The sequence below is a fragment of the Phaeobacter sp. HS011 genome (assembly GCF_018101215.1).
GTDB lineage: Bacteria > Pseudomonadota > Alphaproteobacteria > Rhodobacterales > Rhodobacteraceae > Phaeobacter > Phaeobacter inhibens.
Genome location: NZ_JAGEUF010000008.1, coordinates 153,609 through 168,634, shown reverse-complemented (window position 1 = coordinate 168,634; position 15,026 = coordinate 153,609). Strand labels below are relative to the sequence as shown.

Sequence of the window (15,026 nt, the reverse complement as noted above, 5' to 3'; positions counted from 1 at the left end):
ACGGAAAATCACAGAAGCAGCAGCCAATATGGCAGGAGCTAACGGTCAAAGCGCTTTCCAGCGTTATGGGATCACATAGGCATGAGGGGGCGGGCCGAAGACGGAGAAGTGCAGGCAGACACTCCCCGACGCACGCCATGACCGCGAATAGCCCAAGGACGAAGCCGCTCACGCGGCAATGGCACACGTGGCAGGCGTTCCGGACTGATCGATATCACCCAGATACACTTCAAAGAGGTTCTAAGTCGAAGGAATGGTAGAGCTGATCCGCTTGCCGCCTGGTACCGGTTCACATCCAATAGGAAAGGTGAACACCTTTCGGCTCATTTGACCAATTACAAAGGCTGGATGCACGCTGAAGGATATTCTGGCTTCAATGACCTGTACCGCTCTGGCGCTGTCAGTGAAGTTGCTTGCCTTCTCGGCAGCATGCTTCGCATGCGCCTGCTAGGGAGTACATGGCTCATATACGGCGCAAGTTCGTTGATGTGCTCCAATCGCAAGGGCTGGCCGTTTCTGAAGCGGGGATCCCCCGTATCGCAGAACTCTATGCCGTGGAAAAAGGCGCAAGGGGCCTGCAGCCAGAGGAGCGCGTCCGGCTGCACCAATCCCGGTCAAAGTCTCTGCCCGATGATCTGGAAATCTGGACGACTGAATAAGTGGCCCAAATCGCGGACGATAAAATCACACGTCTGATTGAACTCATGCCGTGGCGCTACGCTGCTGACGCGGCGTAGCGGGCTGCACCGAATCCACGCCAGAGCGCTATCCCGTGTTAGGTCGCGCAAAGACCCACGCGTAGGGCGTCTAGCAAACCGCGCGTATCGGCTTCACTCATGATGAGCGGTGGAGACAGTATCACGTTTGGACCCGAAACCCGGATCAGCGCACCGGCTTCATAGCAGGCCTCCTGAAGGGCCAGGGCCCTACGCCCGTCAAGCGGGGCCCGTGTCTGGCGATCGCTCACCAGTTCGAGCGCTATCATTAACCCGTAGCCGCCACGGACATCGCCGATGACATCAAAACGCTCCTTCAGGGCCAGACAGCCCTCATATAACTGCGCACCGCGCGCCGCTGCTGTTGCAGTCACATTCAGGCGCTGCATCTCTGCGAGACAGGCAAGTGCGGCCGCCGCACCGACGGGATGGCCGGAATAAGTATAGCCATGGCCAATCTTGGCATCGGGGTTGTCCTCGAAGACTTCAATCATCCGGGCACCCAACATAACAGCACCAAACGGGAAATAGCCGTTTGTGATGGCTTTTGCGGTACACATCATGTCTGGCTGGATGCCCCAGAGGCGGGCACCAGACCAGGCCCCTGTGCGCCCATAAGCCGTGATCACCTCATCGGTGATCAACAGGATGCCGTTGCGATTGCAGATCTCCTGGACCATTGGCGCAAATGATGGGTGGGGCGGGATCACACCGCCTGCCCCGAGGATTGGCTCCATGATCATCGCGGCAATTGTATTGGCGCCCTGAAAAGCGATCTCATCCTCCAGTGCTGCGGCGCAGAGTTGCGCCAGACGCTCCGGGTCGCTTTCATCGAAGGGGTTGCGATAGGTATAAGGGGCGGGGATATGAAAACAGCCGGGAAGTAAGGGTTCATAAGCAGTACGGAAATTGGCGTTTCCGTTTACCGAGGCGCCGCCGATATGGGTGCCGTGATAGCCTTTTTTGAGGCTGAGGAATTTGGTTCGGCCGCTGTCGCCACGCAGTTTGTGATATTGCCGCGCCAGTCGCAACGCGGTCTCCACCGAATCAGAGCCGCCCGAGGTAAAGAAGGCTCGGCTGAGCCCATCTGGTTCGAAGAACCGGCTGAGCTCATAGGACAGCTCAATTGCAGCATCATTCGAGGTTCCGCGAAATGTCGAATAGTAGGGCAGCTTGTCCAGCTGAGCGGCCATTGCGTCCTTAACCGGCTGGCAGGAATAGCCGAGGTTCACATTCCAAAGGCCACCAACCCCGTCGATGACCCGATGGCCGTCAATGTCCGTGATGAATACGCCCTCGGCACCGGTGATGATCTTGGGCGGCTGTGCGACACTGTCCTGCGGCGACGTCATCGGGTGCCACATCAGGCGGCCGTTGTGTTCCTTGAGGAAGTTTGACTCTGTCATGACGTAGAATCCGTTTCATAGTGCCGATTGGACCCGCTGGCCCAGGCAGATGTGACGTTTACCGGGAGCTGCCCCCCCCAGTTTCGGGTGATTTCGCGGCTGGCTCTGATCAGTTCTGTTTTGATCAACTGCTCTTGCTCGGGGGAGACACGCGTGGCGACGCTGGCCACCGAAACGGCGCCCGCGAACAGACCGGTCTGATCATAGAGCGGCGCAGAAAGACTATGGATCTCCGCCTCGAAGCTGCGGTCAGAACAGCCAAAACCGGTTGCGCGCGCATCGGTGATCAGATCGTGCAGCGCCGCGGCAGTGGTGGCGGTATGCGGTGTGAACCTGTCCATCTGCGAGAGTGCAGCGTCCAGCATGGCATCAGGACCAAAAGCCAGCGCGCAGAGGCCTGATGCCGTCGCATGAAGTGGAAAAGTCGTGATGTCGATGATCGCCCGTGTGCCGTGCCGGGGGGATTCGCAGGACGCCAATGCGTAGAGTGTGGTGCCTGACACAACCGAGACATGCGCCGTCTCTCCAGTTACGTCGGCGAGCTGCGACAGCGGCAATTGAGCACCAAGCTTGCGGGGGACAGTGGCCTCCCGCACCTGCGCCAGCTGCAGGATTGCGGGTCCCAGCCGATAGTGCTTTGTCGTCGGATTCTGCTCTACAAATCCAGCTAATTCAAGGGCTTGTATGTGTCGATAGGTGGTTGCCTTGTCACGCCCGGCAATCCTGCACAGCTGTGATAGGCCGATTTCCGGACGGTCAGCCGAGAAGTGCGACAGAAGTGCCAGCGTTTTGGTTGCAGAGGACATGTCGTCGGTCACCGTTCCTGTGGAGTCAGAAAAAATTTGACACATGATAGATAGCAAGGCAACCTTTTTTACGTAACATCGGTTTAATATGTGAACCGATATAAGGGAGGGGAAACATGTCGAAATTCAAAAGCTCTGTTACCGCGCTTGCCTTGGTCACCGCAGCTGCTGCCGGTGCGGTCCATGCCGAATACCCAGAGAAACCCGTAGAATTTGTGGTGCCATGGCCGCCCGGCGATCTGGAGGACGTTCTGACCCGCATGATCGCAGAGGATTTCTCGGCGGCCTATGATGTTCCAACTGCCGTTGTGAACAAACCCGGCGGTGGCGGTGGGCCATTCCCTGGTGCGGTTGCTGTGGCGGAGGCACCTGCGGATGGCTACACCATCGGCTCCTTTATTATCGCGATCCCGGTGGTTGGCCCGCAGATCGGTATTCCGCAGCTGAGCCCGGATCCATTTGTCCCATTGGGCAATTTTCTGACCTACCCGTTTGTAATCGCCGCCGGCGCTGATGCGCCTTATGATGATATCGCCGGACTGGCGGCTCATGCGGCAGAAAACGATGTGGTGTTGGGTCATTTCGGAGCGCCGCTGGTCCCAACTCAGGTGACTTTGGGTTTGGCCAAAGAAATGGGGTTTTCCTACGCTTCGGATGCGGCGTTTGATGCGCTGGACTGCAACACATTGGCCTCTGGGGATGTGGATGTGATCAACACCACGCTGCAGCTGATCCTGCCTTGCCTTGATGATGTGAAGGTTCTCGCCTCCATCGGTTCAGAGCGGATCCCATTGACCTCCGGGGCGCCGACCGTTGCAGAGTTGGCGCCGGATCTGGATGTGTCGCTTTGGAATGGGCTGTTTGTTCACAAGGAAACGCCGCAGGATGTACGCGACAAGATCATTGCCGTCGCGCAGGAAACCGTGATGTCTGATCGGGCTCAGGCCCTTGCTGCAGAAACGGGTGCGGCGGTCTACTGGCAGCCAGCGGCGGAAGTGGTCACACAGATTCAGACCGATACCGAGACCATGGCCCAGATTGAGAAGATGCTCTCCGAATAAGCACGTCCCGGGAAGCCCGGCGGTGGCACCGCCCGGTGACGACCATTCACGACGACGGGGGAACCAATGTCGCGGGTCAATACGCTTCAAGCCTTGTTCAAACGCTATCGCAGACCGGGCGATATCGTGTTTGCCTGGATTATCCTCATTGTGGCGCTGCTGCTGTTGGCGCAACTTTACGATCAGACTGCGTGGCGCAAAGGTGGTCCTCTGTTTGCCCAGCCCCGGTTCTGGCCTGCGGTCTCACTGACAGGCATGGCGGGTTTTGCGGCACTTCACCTGCTTGGTTCGGCTCTGTCTGAGCGTATTCATGGTCGCTGGCAGGAGGTCTGGCTCTGGCTGTCCTCACTGGAATATGCTGGTTGGTTTATCGCCTATGCGGCCGCCGTCCCATATGCGGGCTATCTTCCGGCCACGGTCCTTTTCGCAGTCGCTCTGGCCCTGCGGGCCGGCTACCGGCGACCAGCAGCACTTGCCAGTGCGGCAGCTTCTGCAGGGGTGATCGTGCTGCTGTTCAAAACCCTGCTGAAGGTGAACTTGCCCGCCGGCCTTGTCTATGAGGCACTGCCGGACGGGCTGCGCCAAGTCATGCTGACCTATTTCTGAACGGAACACTCGATGGAAAACCTCCTCGCCGGAGCCGAGATGCTAGCACGCTGGGACGTGGTTGCTGCGCTGTTGATCGGGTCAATCGGCGGCGTCGTGATTGGTGCGATTCCGGGCGTCGGGCCTGCGGTCGCCATCGCAATCCTTCTGCCTGCGACCTTCGCATTCGACCCCATCGTAGGGCTGACGATGCTGCTGGGGATTTACGGCTCCTCCATGTATGGCGGTGCAATTCCGGCGGTCCTGATCAATACGCCGGGCACGGCGGTCAATGCGCTCACCTCTTACGATGGCCACCCGATGACACAGAAAGGTGACGCTCACCGTGCACTTTCGCTGGCTTATAGCGCATCTTTCTGGGGCGGGATCTTTGGCATCGGTTGCTTGATCCTGTTGTCGCCGGTGTTGGCGCTGGTGGCTCCGATGTTTGGGTCCAGAGAGATCTTTCTGGCGGCGCTTCTTGGGGTTGTTCTGGTGATCCTCGCCCACCGCGGTCAGATATTCGCAGCCGGTGTGTTGGCAATGTTTGGTATCTTTCTGCAGACTATCGGCCTGGATGCGGTGGCCTATACCCAGCGCTACACTTTTGGTCTGACCTTTCTCAGCTCCGGCGTGAATCTGATAGTGGTCGTGCTTGGCCTCTTTGCGCTCAGTCAGGCGTTTTTTCTGCTTACGACACCGGACAACAGTCCGGATGCCAAACCCGTGTCCGGACGCATGAGTGCAGGCATACGTGAATTGATGCGTCACAAGCGGGTTGCCACGGTTGCCTCCGGCTGCGGTGTGATCCTGGGCATGATCCCCGGCACTGGTGAGTTTACGGCCCAGTTCATGAGCTACACCTACGCGCAGAAAACCTCCAAGACGCCGGATCTGTTTGGCAAAGGCTCTCCCGAAGGGCTGATCGCTTCAGAGGCTGCAAACAACGCCGTCCCGGCTGCGGCCATGATCCCGCTGCTGGCGCTTGGTATTCCGGGCGAGGCTCTGACCGCCATGATGCTGTCAGTGTTCTATGTTCACAATGTCATCCCCGGCCCACAGCTGTTTCAGAACAATATCGATCTGGTCTATGGCCTCTATCTGGCGCTGATACTGCTGAATGTGATCGTGGTGGCCTTTCTGATGGTGTCTACCAACCTGCTGACCCGGATTATCCGGATCCCGACCCGGTTTCTGGGTGTGTTGATCCTGCTGTTGTCCTTTGTCGGGGTCTACTCGCTGCGGAACTCCCTGACGGATTGTATGATCGCCGCAGGGTTTGGCGTTCTTGGCCTGATCCTCAAACGCCTGAACCTGCCGATTGTGCCGATTATTCTGGGCATGGTTCTGGGCGGCATCATGGAGGTCAAGCTGCGCTCGGCCCTGCCAAGACTCAAGACACCACTGGATATGATCGACCGCCCGATTTCCTTCATCCTTTTTGCGCTGATCGTTTTGGTTCTGGCGCTGCATATCCGCGCATTGGTGCGGGAATGGCAGTTGCATCAACCGGATGAAGATCACGATTTGCACGACAGCCAGACAAGGTAACTCCAATGGACCAAACCAAAATTGACACCCTGCGTGCGCAGCCTGTGCCGTGTTTTTCACATCTGATTGACGGGCAGCAGGTTGCTGCCTCCGATGGGGCGACGATGGACGTGCTTTCACCCATTGACGGGCGGCGGCTGACCCAGATCGCACGGGGAACAGTGATAGATATGGAGCGCGCCATCGCCTCCGCCCGCGCGGCCTTTGAGGACCGTCGCTGGGCCGGACAACCTCCGGCCGCGCGTAAGAAGGTGCTGATGAAATGGGCGGAGCTGATTGAGGCCGACGCGCTGAACCTGGCGGTTCTGGGGGTGCGCGACAATGGCACCGAGATCACGATGGCACTGAAGGCCGAACCGGGATCCGCTGCCGCAACCATCCGCTACTATGCAGAAGCGCTGGACAAAATCTATGGCGAGATCGCTCCAACCTCTAGCGACGTCCTGGGAATGGTCCACAAGGAACCGGTCGGCGTCGTGGGTGCGATCATCCCTTGGAATTTCCCGATGATGATTGGCGCATGGAAGCTGGCGCCAGCGCTGGCGATGGGGAACTCTGTGGTTCTGAAGCCGTCTGAAACGGCGTCACTCTCGCTGATGCGTATGGTGGAACTGGCATTGGAGGCCGGACTACCGCCGGGTGTTCTGAATGCGGTCACCGGTGAAGGCGCAGTGGTGGGGGAGGCGCTGGGGCTCTCCATGGATGTTGACGTTTTGGTCTTCACCGGATCAGGGCAAACCGGGCGCCGTCTGATGGAGTATGCCGCGCGCTCCAATCTGAATCGTGTGTATCTGGAGCTGGGCGGTAAATCCCCCAATATCGTTTTTGCCGACGCGCCGGATCTGGCAGATGCGGCGAAGGTCACCGCCGCTGGTATTTTTCGCAACTCGGGTCAGGTCTGCGTGGCGGGGTCGCGGCTCTTGGTGGAGGCCTCGATTCATGACGCCTTTGTCGAAGAGGTGGCGAAGGCAGCGCAGATGATGCGGGTCGGCGACCCGCTCCGGCTCGACACGCAGATCGGCGCGATCAATTCAGAAGCACAGCTGGCCCGGAACCTGCAATTTGTCGCCAGAGCTGAGGTCGAGGGAGGACAGATCATCACCGGGGGGCAGCGTCTGTTGTCGGAAACCGGCGGGTCCTACATGGCCCCCACAATCGTCACCGGTGTGACGCCTGATGCAACTCTGGCACAAGAGGAGGTCTTCGGCCCGGTGCTTGCGGTCACGCCATTTGAGACTGACGCCGAAGCCCTGCGGATTGCCAATGCCACGGTCTACGGTCTTGCAGGCGCGGTTTGGACTTCCGGGCTGACCCGGGCGCATCGCATGGTGCAGGGCGTGAGAACCGGTGTCATGCACGTCAACACCTATGGCGGAGCAGACGGAACGGTGCCTCTTGGCGGGGTCGGGCAATCCGGAAATGGCGCAGATAAATCGCTCCACGCCATCGACAAATATATCAACCTGAAAACCGCATGGATGAAACTCTGAGGGGGTGGCATGACCAATAAAACCATTCTGGTGATCGGCACCTATGATACCAAAGACGATGAGTTGAGCTTCCTCGCGGGGGTGATCCACGAGCAGGGCGGCCAGGTACTGACCATGGATGTCTCGGTGCTGGGCGATCCTGCGATCCCGACCGACTATTCAAAACATGATGTGGCAACGGCTGGTGACAGTTCTATCCAGGCTGCCATCGACAGCGGGGATGAAAACACCGCCATGCAGATCATGGCGCGCGGTGCCTGCGTACTGGCGGCGCGGCTGCACAGCGCTGCCGCCTTTGACGGCGTGATTATTCTGGGTGGCACCATGGGCACCGATCTGGCACTTGATGTCTGTTCCGCATTGCCGCTTGGGGTGCCTAAATACATCGTCTCAACGGTCGCTTTCTCGCCGCTGATCCCTGCCCAGCGACTGGCGCCCGATACCCAGATGATCTTATGGGCGGGGGGGCTATATGGGCTTAACTCCGTGTGCAGGGCCTCGCTCAGTCAGGCAGCCGGGGCGGTTCTCGGTGCAGCGCGGGCTGTGCAGATGCCGGACCCGGATAAACCGTTGATCGGGATCATGTCCCTTGGCACCTCCGCGCTGAAATATGTGATCCCGCTGAAGCCGGCGCTAGAGGCGCGCGGTTTTGAGGTCGCAGTATTTCACGCCACAGGCATGGGTGGGCGGGCGTTTGAAAGCCTCGCACGGCAGCAGACCTTTGCCTGCGTGTTTGACTTCTGCACGCAGGAACTGGGAAACCAGATCCACGGATCAGCCATCTCCGCCGGAGCGGATCGGCTGACCAATGCGGGTCTCATAGGTACACCGCAGATCGTGGCGCCTGGCTGCTATGATCTCGTTGATGTGGTTGGCTGGCAACCGGTTGCGGAGAAATGGGTCGACCATCCCACCCATGCGCATAATCGCCTGCTGACCTCGGTTGTGCTCAACACGGAGGAGCGGCGGCAGGTCGCGCAGGCCCATGCGACGCAGCTGGCAACCGCTACCGGCCCCGTCGCCATGATACTGCCTGAACGAGGGCTGGGAGAATGGGATCGGGAGGGTGCCGACCTCCATGACAGCGCCGGTTTGGCGACCTTCCTGGCGGAGCTTGAGGCAAGACTACCCGCGCATGTCGCCGCGCATCGCATCGACAGCCACATCAATGATGCCGACTTCGCTGACAAAGTGTTGGAGATTTTTGACAGCTGGTGCGCCGAAGGCATCATTTTGCCGGAACGGCGGATTGGTGGATCACAACATTGACACAGGCGTCTTTTTATTTAACTTGATAAGTAATACATCGCCAATACCACGCAGGATCCCGTGATGCCGCATTTCCAGATCGAATATTCTGCCAACCTTGAGGAGGCGTTGGACATGACGGCACTCTGCGAGGCACTCCGTGCCGAAGCGGCGCAGATCGAGACCTTTCCCACCGCGGGGATCCGTGTTCGGGCTGTTCGGGTGGACCATGTGGCGATGGCGGATGGCAATCCGGCGCACGGGTTCATTGACCTGTCCATCCGCCTGCGTGCCGGGCGCAGCCAGGCGGCCAAGAAAGACGCCATTGCGCGCGTATTTTCTGTGCTTTGCGATTTTGCCCGCACCGCGATGGAGAGCCGCCCCATCGCGCTCTCAGCGGAGATGCGCGACATCGACGCTGAGCTCTCGCCCAAATTCGGAAACATCCGCGACCATATGGAGGACAAGGCATGAGCCAGCTCGACAGCAATATCGGCAAATTGGAGAGCTATCTTGCGCGGTTCCGCGACACAGGGATCCGGAATCGGATTGCAGGCGCGGATGTGGCCGGAGGGGCTGGCGTGTTCCAGACCATCTCGCCGGTGGACAAAAGCGTGATCTGTGATGTGGCTCATGGGACGGCGGCTGACATCGATGCTGCCGCTCAGGCTGCGCGACAGGCCTTCGCGGAATGGCGGGATCTGCCTGCGGTCCAGCGCAAGAAAATTCTGATCCGCATTGCAGAGGGCATTGAGGCGCGTGCAGAGGAGATTGCACTCTGTGAATGCTGGGATACCGGCCAAGCCTACAAATTCATGTCCAAGGCCGCCCTGCGCGGGGCCGAGAATTTTCGCTATTTTGCGGATCAGGTGGTGCAGGCCCGGGACGGGCAGCACCTGCAATCCCCGACGCTGATGAATGTGACCACCCGTGTGCCTATCGGCCCGGTTGGGGTGATCACCCCCTGGAACACGCCCTTCATGCTCTCGACCTGGAAGATTGCGCCGGCGCTTGCCGCAGGCTGCACGGTTGTTCACAAACCCGCCGAAGCGTCGCCGCTGACAGCCCGCCTGCTTGTCGAAATCGCTGAGGAGGCCGGCCTGCCGCCGGGAGTGCTGAATACGGTCAACGGGTTTGGCGATGAGGCGGGCAAGGCGCTTTGCGAACATCCGGCGATTAGGGCCATCGCCTTCGTCGGGGAGTCGCGCACTGGCAGCCTGATTACCAAACAGGGCGCAGACACACTGAAACGCAACCATCTCGAATTGGGCGGCAAAAACCCCGTCATCGTGTTTGAGGATGCAGATCTTGAGCGCGCTCTGGATGCAGTGATTTTCATGATCTACTCGATCAACGGGGAACGCTGCACCTCCTCGTCGCGGTTGCTGATACAAGACAGTATAAGGGACGATTTTGAAGCCCGGCTGATCGAGCGCATCAACAATATCAAGGTTGGTCACCCGCTGGACCCCACGACAGAAATCGGGCCGCTTGTCAGCGAAGAGCATTTCAACAAGGTCACCAGCTATTTCGATATTGCGACGAAAGAGGGCGCAACCATTGCGGCCGGCGGCGAACCCGTAGGCGAAGAGGGGTATTTCATAAGGCCCACCCTGTTCACGGATGCGCGCAATGACATGCGTATCGCTCAGGAGGAGATCTTTGGCCCGGTGCTGACATCGATCCCGTTTACCACCGAAGCAGAGGCGCTGTCGCTGGCCAATGACACGGCGTACGGGCTTACCGGCTATCTCTGGACCAACGATCTAACTCGGGCGCTGCGCTTCACCGACAGGCTGGAAGCGGGCATGATCTGGGTGAACTCAGAGAATGTGCGCCATCTACCAACGCCCTTCGGTGGCGTCAAAGCCTCCGGTATTGGTCGCGACGGCGGCGATTGGTCGTTTGAATTCTACATGGAGCAAAAACACATCGGTTTCGCCACCGGCTCCCACAAGATTACGAAGTTAGGAGCGCTCTGATGCCTGTCCCAGCCCCAAATCTCTATCCCGACTTCAACACGATCCGGCTCAGCCATGTCTGCCTGAACGTCAAGGATCTGGCTGCCTCGCAAAAATTCTATACCGAGATCCTTGGCCTGCGGGTCAGCGATGCGGATGAAAACCGCATCTATTTGCGCGCGATGGAGGAGCGCGGCCATCACTGCGTGATCCTGCAACAATCAGATCAGCCGGGTACGGTTGAGGTGATGGGGTTCAAGACCTTTGACGAGGAGGATCTGGACCGCGCCGACGCCTATTTCCGCAAGAAAGGACGGCCAACCGGATGGGTGCAGCGCTCGTATCAGGGGCGTACACTGCTGACTTCGGACAACATGGGTATTCCGCTGGAATTCTACCACAAGATGGACCGGCTGGAGCCGATCCACCAGCAATATGCGCTCTATCGTGGTGTGAAACCTTTGCGGATCGATCATTTCAACTGCTTCAGCCATGATGTCGATGCCTCGGTCGCCTTCTACAGTGATTTCGGCTTTCGGGTGACGGAATATACCGAAGACGAAGACAGCAAGAAACTCTGGGCGGCCTGGCTGCATCGCAAAGGTGGCGTGCATGACATGGCCTTCACCAATGGCACCGGCCCGCGTATGCACCATGTGGCTTTCTGGGTGCCGAACCCGCTCAATATCATCGACCTGCTCGATCTGATGGCGACCACCGGCTATGTGACCAATATCGAACGCGGCCCCGGCCGACATGGCATTTCCAACGCCTTCTTCCTTTATATCCTCGATCCCGATGGCCACCGGATCGAAATCTACTGTTCGGATTATCAGACCGTCGATCCCGACCTTGAGCCGATCAAATGGGATCTGAAGGATCCGCAGCGCCAGACGCTCTGGGGGGCGCCGGCCCCGGAAAGCTGGTTCAAACATGGCAGCCGTTTTGTCGGCGTCACGCCGAAGGAGTCGGAGTTACAAGCCAGCCCGATCATCGCGCCATGAAGTTTGCAAGTTACAGCGCCGCCGGGCAGGCTTTCTACGGGGCCGCAACCGATGACGGGATGATCGCTCTTAGCCCGGACTTCCCGCAATGGCCGACCCTGCTGGATGTGGTGCGCGCGGGCGGGCTGGATCAGCTGATTGTCACGGCCGAGGGCAGATCCGTCACCCACACAGACGTGCAGTACGACATGGTGCTGCCCAATGCGCGGCGGATCCTCTGTGTCGGCGTCAATTTTCCAGACCGCAACGCCGAATACAAAGACGGCAGCGAACAGCCGAAATACATGTCGCTGTTCCCCCGCTTTGCCAGTGGTTTCACCGGCCACAATCGCCCGCTCATCCGCCCCCCCGAAAGCCATATGCTCGACTATGAGGGCGAGGTGGCGATTGTCATCGGCAAAGGCGGGCGGCGTATCGCACAGGCCGACGCCTATGACCATATCGCCGCGCTGACCATCTGCAACGAAGGCACCATCCGCGATTGGGTGCGCCACGCAAAATTCAACGTCACCCAGGGCAAGAACTGGGACAACTCTGGTGCCATCGGCCCTTGGCTGGTGCCGTTCCGGGACCCGGCGCAGCTGGATGACGCGCGGATCATCACCCGTGTGAACGGGGATGTTAGGCAGGACGATGTCCTGTCGCGCATGATGCACCCAATCCGGCGGGAGATCGAATATATCTCCACCTTCATGACGCTTGAGCCGGGCGATATTGTCGTGACTGGCACCCCCACCGGGTCCGGCGCACGGCTGGATCCGCCGCAGTTCCTGAAACCCGGCGATGTGGTTGAGGTCGAAGTGACGGGTATAGGCATTCTCAGAAACACGATTGAGGACGAACAGCCATGACGCCGCAGGACCATGCGCAGGCCGCTGCGGATTTATTACATGCGGAGAAAACTGGTCGGCAGATCGGGTTGCTCAGCCTGCGGCACCCCGAGATGGGCATGGACGATGCCTATGCCATCCAGACAGCGATTCATCAGGCTAAACTGGACCAAGGACGTCAGGTCATCGGGTGGAAAATCGGGCTCACGTCCAAGGCGATGCAATATGCCCTGAATATCGACATTCCCGACAGCGGGATCCTCTTTGATGACATGCTGTTTGCCGATGGTGGGCGTGTTCCCAAGGGCCATTTTATCCAGCCACGGGTAGAAGCGGAAATCGCCTTTGTCATGAAAACTGCGATTGGCGGCAGTGGTGTCACTCGCACCGACGTTCTGACCGCCACCGATTATGTTGCGCCCGCTCTCGAAATTCTCGATACCCGCATAGAGCGTCAGGACCATGCCACCGGGCAGAGCCGAAATGTCTTCGACACCATTAGCGATAACGCTGCCAATGCAGGTATCGTACTGGGACCGCAGCGCCATGCGGTCGACGCCTTTGATCTGCGTTGGGTCGGGGCGATCACCAGTCGGAATGGAGAGGTTGAGGAGACCGGTCTCGGGGCTGGCGTGCTCAACGATCCGGTCGAAAGCGTGGTCTGGCTGGCCCGCCGCATGGCGCAATATGGCCAGCGCATCGAACCGGGTCAGATTATCCTGTCGGGCAGCTTCATCCGCCCTGTCGAATGCCCCTCTGGCACAGATATCGCTGCGGATTTCGGGCCCTTCGGCGCAGTAGAGATCGGCTTTGCATAAACGCATATGATGGCCGATGGCGATCTGCGTTGCCTTGCTGTCTCAGTCGAACTTTCCCGAGGGTATCCCTGCCTGCGTGCACACCGGGCTGCGTGTTACGGCGCGCCGGTCGGGGCGCACCCAAGGATGGGTTTGTTGTTCTTCAGATGCCGCGCCACCAGCTGGCGTTGCTGTCTGCCGCTGGGGATCGGGCAGGCTGACCGGGCTGCGGCCTGTGTGGCAAGCAACTCGGGAAACAGCAGGGTAATTTCCTCATAGGCCTCCGGGGACAGGGCTTTCAGCGCCTCGGCGCCGGTGAACAGACTTTCGGTCGGGGCCCCTTCGGCGAAGATCACCTCGTGTTGGTCGCATAGCAGGTGGAAATACTCGACCGGCTCTCCGCTTGGTTCGACAAAAATACCGGGAAGTTCAGTCAGCCGCACCGCAGCCACCAGAACCTCAGGGGCAACAAACATCCGCTCCGAGATTTTCGACGACACCAGCATCCGGTGCTGTCGCGACACCAGAAGGTCGCGCTCCGGCAATCCATGCCCCAGCGCACCGGCGGTGATTCTGACAGGTCTCAGCTTGGGGTTGTCCGCCACCTCAGCGGCCGACAGCTTGCGGCTCATCACCATGCGCAGCGGACGATAGCTGCCGTCCGCGACCAGAACGCGATCCCCGGCAACAAGGGCCTCAACCACGATCCGGCCACGATCCGTCTCGATCAGCGTGCCGCGGGCAAAACAGGTGATGTTGGAATAATTCCAGCCCGAAGTATGGTTCTGATAGCTGCCCAGCGTCGCGCCGACCGTAAACTCAGAATCCGGCCCGGGCACGAAATACCAATTGCCACCGGTATTGAAGAAATAGAAAGTTTCAATATGGGCGGTGCCGCCAGTATCGGTGAAGGAAACATTGATCGCATAAGGCGTACCCGCAGATCCGCCGAAGGCGCCGCCATTGATGCTGATGCTTTCATTGCCGTCGCCCCCCCCCTGATAACTCGCGTCGTCATCGTCCAATGTGGCGGTATAGGAGGTGTTGTACTGGGCGTTATAGCCAGTCCCGCTCCACCTGAAGGCTGTGACTGTATACTGTGGCATCGCGCTACCCTCGCGATCCGGTATCGGCGGTGTCCCCGCCCGACAGAGACTGATCCGACAGCGATTGGAACAGCTGGCGCAGACCGGCTGGGGTCAATTTGTACTGAATTGCATCGGCGCCCAGTTCAGCCTCGACCGGCTGACGCTCCGCCGGATCAACCTCAATCCCGTTGCGGGACTTCAGTTCAGCGCAGAATGCGGCATTCTTGCTCATCGCCATTAACCTCGGCTCACTCTTCAGGCAGGACTATCTAGCACCTTAGGGCAGTGCGCCGTTTCTCCAAACACATTATCGATTTACGCCATCGCCCGGCTATCGCTCGGACGGCAACTGACCCTGGGGAATTTAACCGGGCTGTTGCATGGCGACAATGGGGGCGCATGTCTTCGTGCAGGACTGTTGCGCCCGGGTTCTGTGCCGGGCGTTCACGTCGGGCACCAGACATAGGTTCCGGGCCTTGCGTC

Annotated in this window: 15 protein-coding genes and 1 pseudogene; 12 read left to right on the top strand and 4 right to left on the bottom strand. The window is 59.2% G+C overall.

The window, feature by feature from the left end:
* Positions 1–147 precede the first annotated feature (147 nt).
* Positions 148–360: pseudogene (locus J4721_RS19940) on the top strand (hypothetical protein); the annotation flags it as partial.
* Positions 361–458: 98 nt separating this feature from the next.
* Positions 459–659, top strand: coding sequence for a transposase (locus J4721_RS19805; RefSeq protein ID WP_247656169.1), 201 nt, complete (start codon positions 459–461; stop codon positions 657–659).
* 116 nt (positions 660–775) lie between these two features.
* Here J4721_RS19805 and J4721_RS16215 read toward each other — a convergent pair whose 3' ends face one another.
* Together J4721_RS16215 and J4721_RS16210 are read right to left on the bottom strand one after the other, a co-directional pair.
* Positions 776–2,122, bottom strand: a complete 1,347-nt coding sequence (locus tag J4721_RS16215; protein ID WP_014873192.1) for an aminotransferase class III-fold pyridoxal phosphate-dependent enzyme — start codon at positions 2,120–2,122, stop codon at positions 776–778.
* A complete protein-coding gene (locus J4721_RS16210; RefSeq protein ID WP_211003183.1) occupies positions 2,119–2,928 on the bottom strand; it encodes an IclR family transcriptional regulator in 810 nt (269 codons plus the stop codon). Before J4721_RS16210 ends, J4721_RS16215 begins: the two co-directional genes overlap by 4 nt.
* Positions 2,929–3,044: 116 nt before the next feature.
* Here J4721_RS16210 and J4721_RS16205 point away from each other — a divergent pair, with 116 nt between their 5' ends.
* The 10 genes from J4721_RS16205 to hpaH all read left to right on the top strand — a co-directional run bounded on the left by J4721_RS16205 (position 3,045) and on the right by hpaH (position 13,476).
* Positions 3,045–3,989, top strand: a complete 945-nt coding sequence (locus J4721_RS16205; protein ID WP_211003180.1) for a tripartite tricarboxylate transporter substrate-binding protein — start codon at positions 3,045–3,047, stop codon at positions 3,987–3,989.
* A gap of 66 nt (positions 3,990–4,055) precedes the next feature.
* Positions 4,056–4,595 carry a tripartite tricarboxylate transporter TctB family protein gene (locus tag J4721_RS16200; protein ID WP_014873195.1) on the top strand — a complete coding sequence of 180 codons (540 nt, stop codon included), beginning with the start codon at positions 4,056–4,058 and terminating at the stop codon, positions 4,593–4,595.
* A gap of 12 nt (positions 4,596–4,607) precedes the next feature.
* Positions 4,608–6,125: a tripartite tricarboxylate transporter permease gene (locus J4721_RS16195; protein WP_211003178.1), complete on the top strand. Its 1,518-nt coding sequence runs from the start codon at positions 4,608–4,610 to the stop codon at positions 6,123–6,125.
* A gap of 5 nt (positions 6,126–6,130) precedes the next feature.
* Complete coding sequence (locus J4721_RS16190; protein ID WP_211003176.1) at positions 6,131–7,615, top strand: aldehyde dehydrogenase family protein; 1,485 nt, start codon at positions 6,131–6,133, stop codon at positions 7,613–7,615.
* A 9-nt stretch (positions 7,616–7,624) separates the two neighbouring features.
* Positions 7,625–8,884: a Tm-1-like ATP-binding domain-containing protein gene (locus tag J4721_RS16185; RefSeq protein WP_211003169.1), complete on the top strand. Its 1,260-nt coding sequence runs from the start codon at positions 7,625–7,627 to the stop codon at positions 8,882–8,884.
* A gap of 63 nt (positions 8,885–8,947) precedes the next feature.
* A complete protein-coding gene (locus tag J4721_RS16180) occupies positions 8,948–9,337 on the top strand; it encodes a 5-carboxymethyl-2-hydroxymuconate Delta-isomerase (protein ID WP_211003167.1) in 390 nt (129 codons plus the stop codon).
* On the top strand, positions 9,334–10,845 hold the full coding sequence (gene hpaE, locus J4721_RS16175) for a 5-carboxymethyl-2-hydroxymuconate semialdehyde dehydrogenase (protein ID WP_076618403.1): 1,512 nt from the start codon (positions 9,334–9,336) through the stop codon (positions 10,843–10,845). Before J4721_RS16180 ends, hpaE begins: the two co-directional genes overlap by 4 nt.
* Positions 10,845–11,828: a 3,4-dihydroxyphenylacetate 2,3-dioxygenase gene (hpaD, locus tag J4721_RS16170; RefSeq protein ID WP_211003165.1), complete on the top strand. Its 984-nt coding sequence runs from the start codon at positions 10,845–10,847 to the stop codon at positions 11,826–11,828. Before hpaE ends, hpaD begins: the two co-directional genes overlap by 1 nt.
* The gene (locus J4721_RS16165; protein WP_211003163.1) at positions 11,825–12,679 is read left to right on the top strand and encodes a fumarylacetoacetate hydrolase family protein; all 855 of its coding nucleotides are present in this window, start codon (positions 11,825–11,827) and stop codon (positions 12,677–12,679) included. The genes hpaD and J4721_RS16165 overlap by 4 nt, the downstream gene beginning before the upstream one ends.
* Positions 12,676–13,476, top strand: coding sequence for a 2-oxo-hept-4-ene-1,7-dioate hydratase (hpaH, locus tag J4721_RS16160; RefSeq protein WP_211003161.1), 801 nt, complete (start codon positions 12,676–12,678; stop codon positions 13,474–13,476). Before J4721_RS16165 ends, hpaH begins: the two co-directional genes overlap by 4 nt.
* Before the next feature lie 95 nt (positions 13,477–13,571).
* Here the strand turns inward: hpaH and J4721_RS16155 are convergent, their stop codons facing one another.
* Together J4721_RS16155 and J4721_RS16150 are read right to left on the bottom strand one after the other, a co-directional pair.
* Entirely contained in the window at positions 13,572–14,561 is a 990-nt protein-coding gene (locus tag J4721_RS16155; protein WP_211003160.1) for a Hint domain-containing protein, read from the bottom strand.
* 4 nt (positions 14,562–14,565) lie between these two features.
* Positions 14,566–14,781, bottom strand: a complete 216-nt coding sequence (locus J4721_RS16150; RefSeq protein WP_247656168.1) for a hypothetical protein — start codon at positions 14,779–14,781, stop codon at positions 14,566–14,568.
* Between the last annotated feature and the right edge of the window lie 245 nt (positions 14,782–15,026).

Excerpts from the sequence above, each read along its gene's own strand:
- J4721_RS19805 (WP_247656169.1), top strand. The coding sequence starts at position 459 with ATGGCTCATATACGGCGCAAGTTCGTTGATGTGCTCCAATCGCAAGGG.
- J4721_RS16215 (WP_014873192.1), bottom strand. The coding sequence starts at position 2,122 with ATGACAGAGTCAAACTTCCTCAAGGAACACAACGGCCGCCTGATGTGG.
- J4721_RS16210 (WP_211003183.1), bottom strand. The coding sequence starts at position 2,928 with ATGTCCTCTGCAACCAAAACGCTGGCACTTCTGTCGCACTTCTCGGCT.
- J4721_RS16205 (WP_211003180.1), top strand. The coding sequence starts at position 3,045 with ATGTCGAAATTCAAAAGCTCTGTTACCGCGCTTGCCTTGGTCACCGCA.
- J4721_RS16200 (WP_014873195.1), top strand. The coding sequence starts at position 4,056 with ATGTCGCGGGTCAATACGCTTCAAGCCTTGTTCAAACGCTATCGCAGA.
- J4721_RS16195 (WP_211003178.1), top strand. The coding sequence starts at position 4,608 with ATGGAAAACCTCCTCGCCGGAGCCGAGATGCTAGCACGCTGGGACGTG.
- J4721_RS16190 (WP_211003176.1), top strand. The coding sequence starts at position 6,131 with ATGGACCAAACCAAAATTGACACCCTGCGTGCGCAGCCTGTGCCGTGT.
- J4721_RS16185 (WP_211003169.1), top strand. The coding sequence starts at position 7,625 with ATGACCAATAAAACCATTCTGGTGATCGGCACCTATGATACCAAAGAC.
- J4721_RS16180 (WP_211003167.1), top strand. The coding sequence starts at position 8,948 with ATGCCGCATTTCCAGATCGAATATTCTGCCAACCTTGAGGAGGCGTTG.
- hpaE (WP_076618403.1), top strand. The coding sequence starts at position 9,334 with ATGAGCCAGCTCGACAGCAATATCGGCAAATTGGAGAGCTATCTTGCG.
- hpaD (WP_211003165.1), top strand. The coding sequence starts at position 10,845 with ATGCCTGTCCCAGCCCCAAATCTCTATCCCGACTTCAACACGATCCGG.
- J4721_RS16165 (WP_211003163.1), top strand. The coding sequence starts at position 11,825 with ATGAAGTTTGCAAGTTACAGCGCCGCCGGGCAGGCTTTCTACGGGGCC.
- hpaH (WP_211003161.1), top strand. The coding sequence starts at position 12,676 with ATGACGCCGCAGGACCATGCGCAGGCCGCTGCGGATTTATTACATGCG.
- J4721_RS16155 (WP_211003160.1), bottom strand. The coding sequence starts at position 14,561 with ATGCCACAGTATACAGTCACAGCCTTCAGGTGGAGCGGGACTGGCTAT.
- J4721_RS16150 (WP_247656168.1), bottom strand. The coding sequence starts at position 14,781 with ATGGCGATGAGCAAGAATGCCGCATTCTGCGCTGAACTGAAGTCCCGC.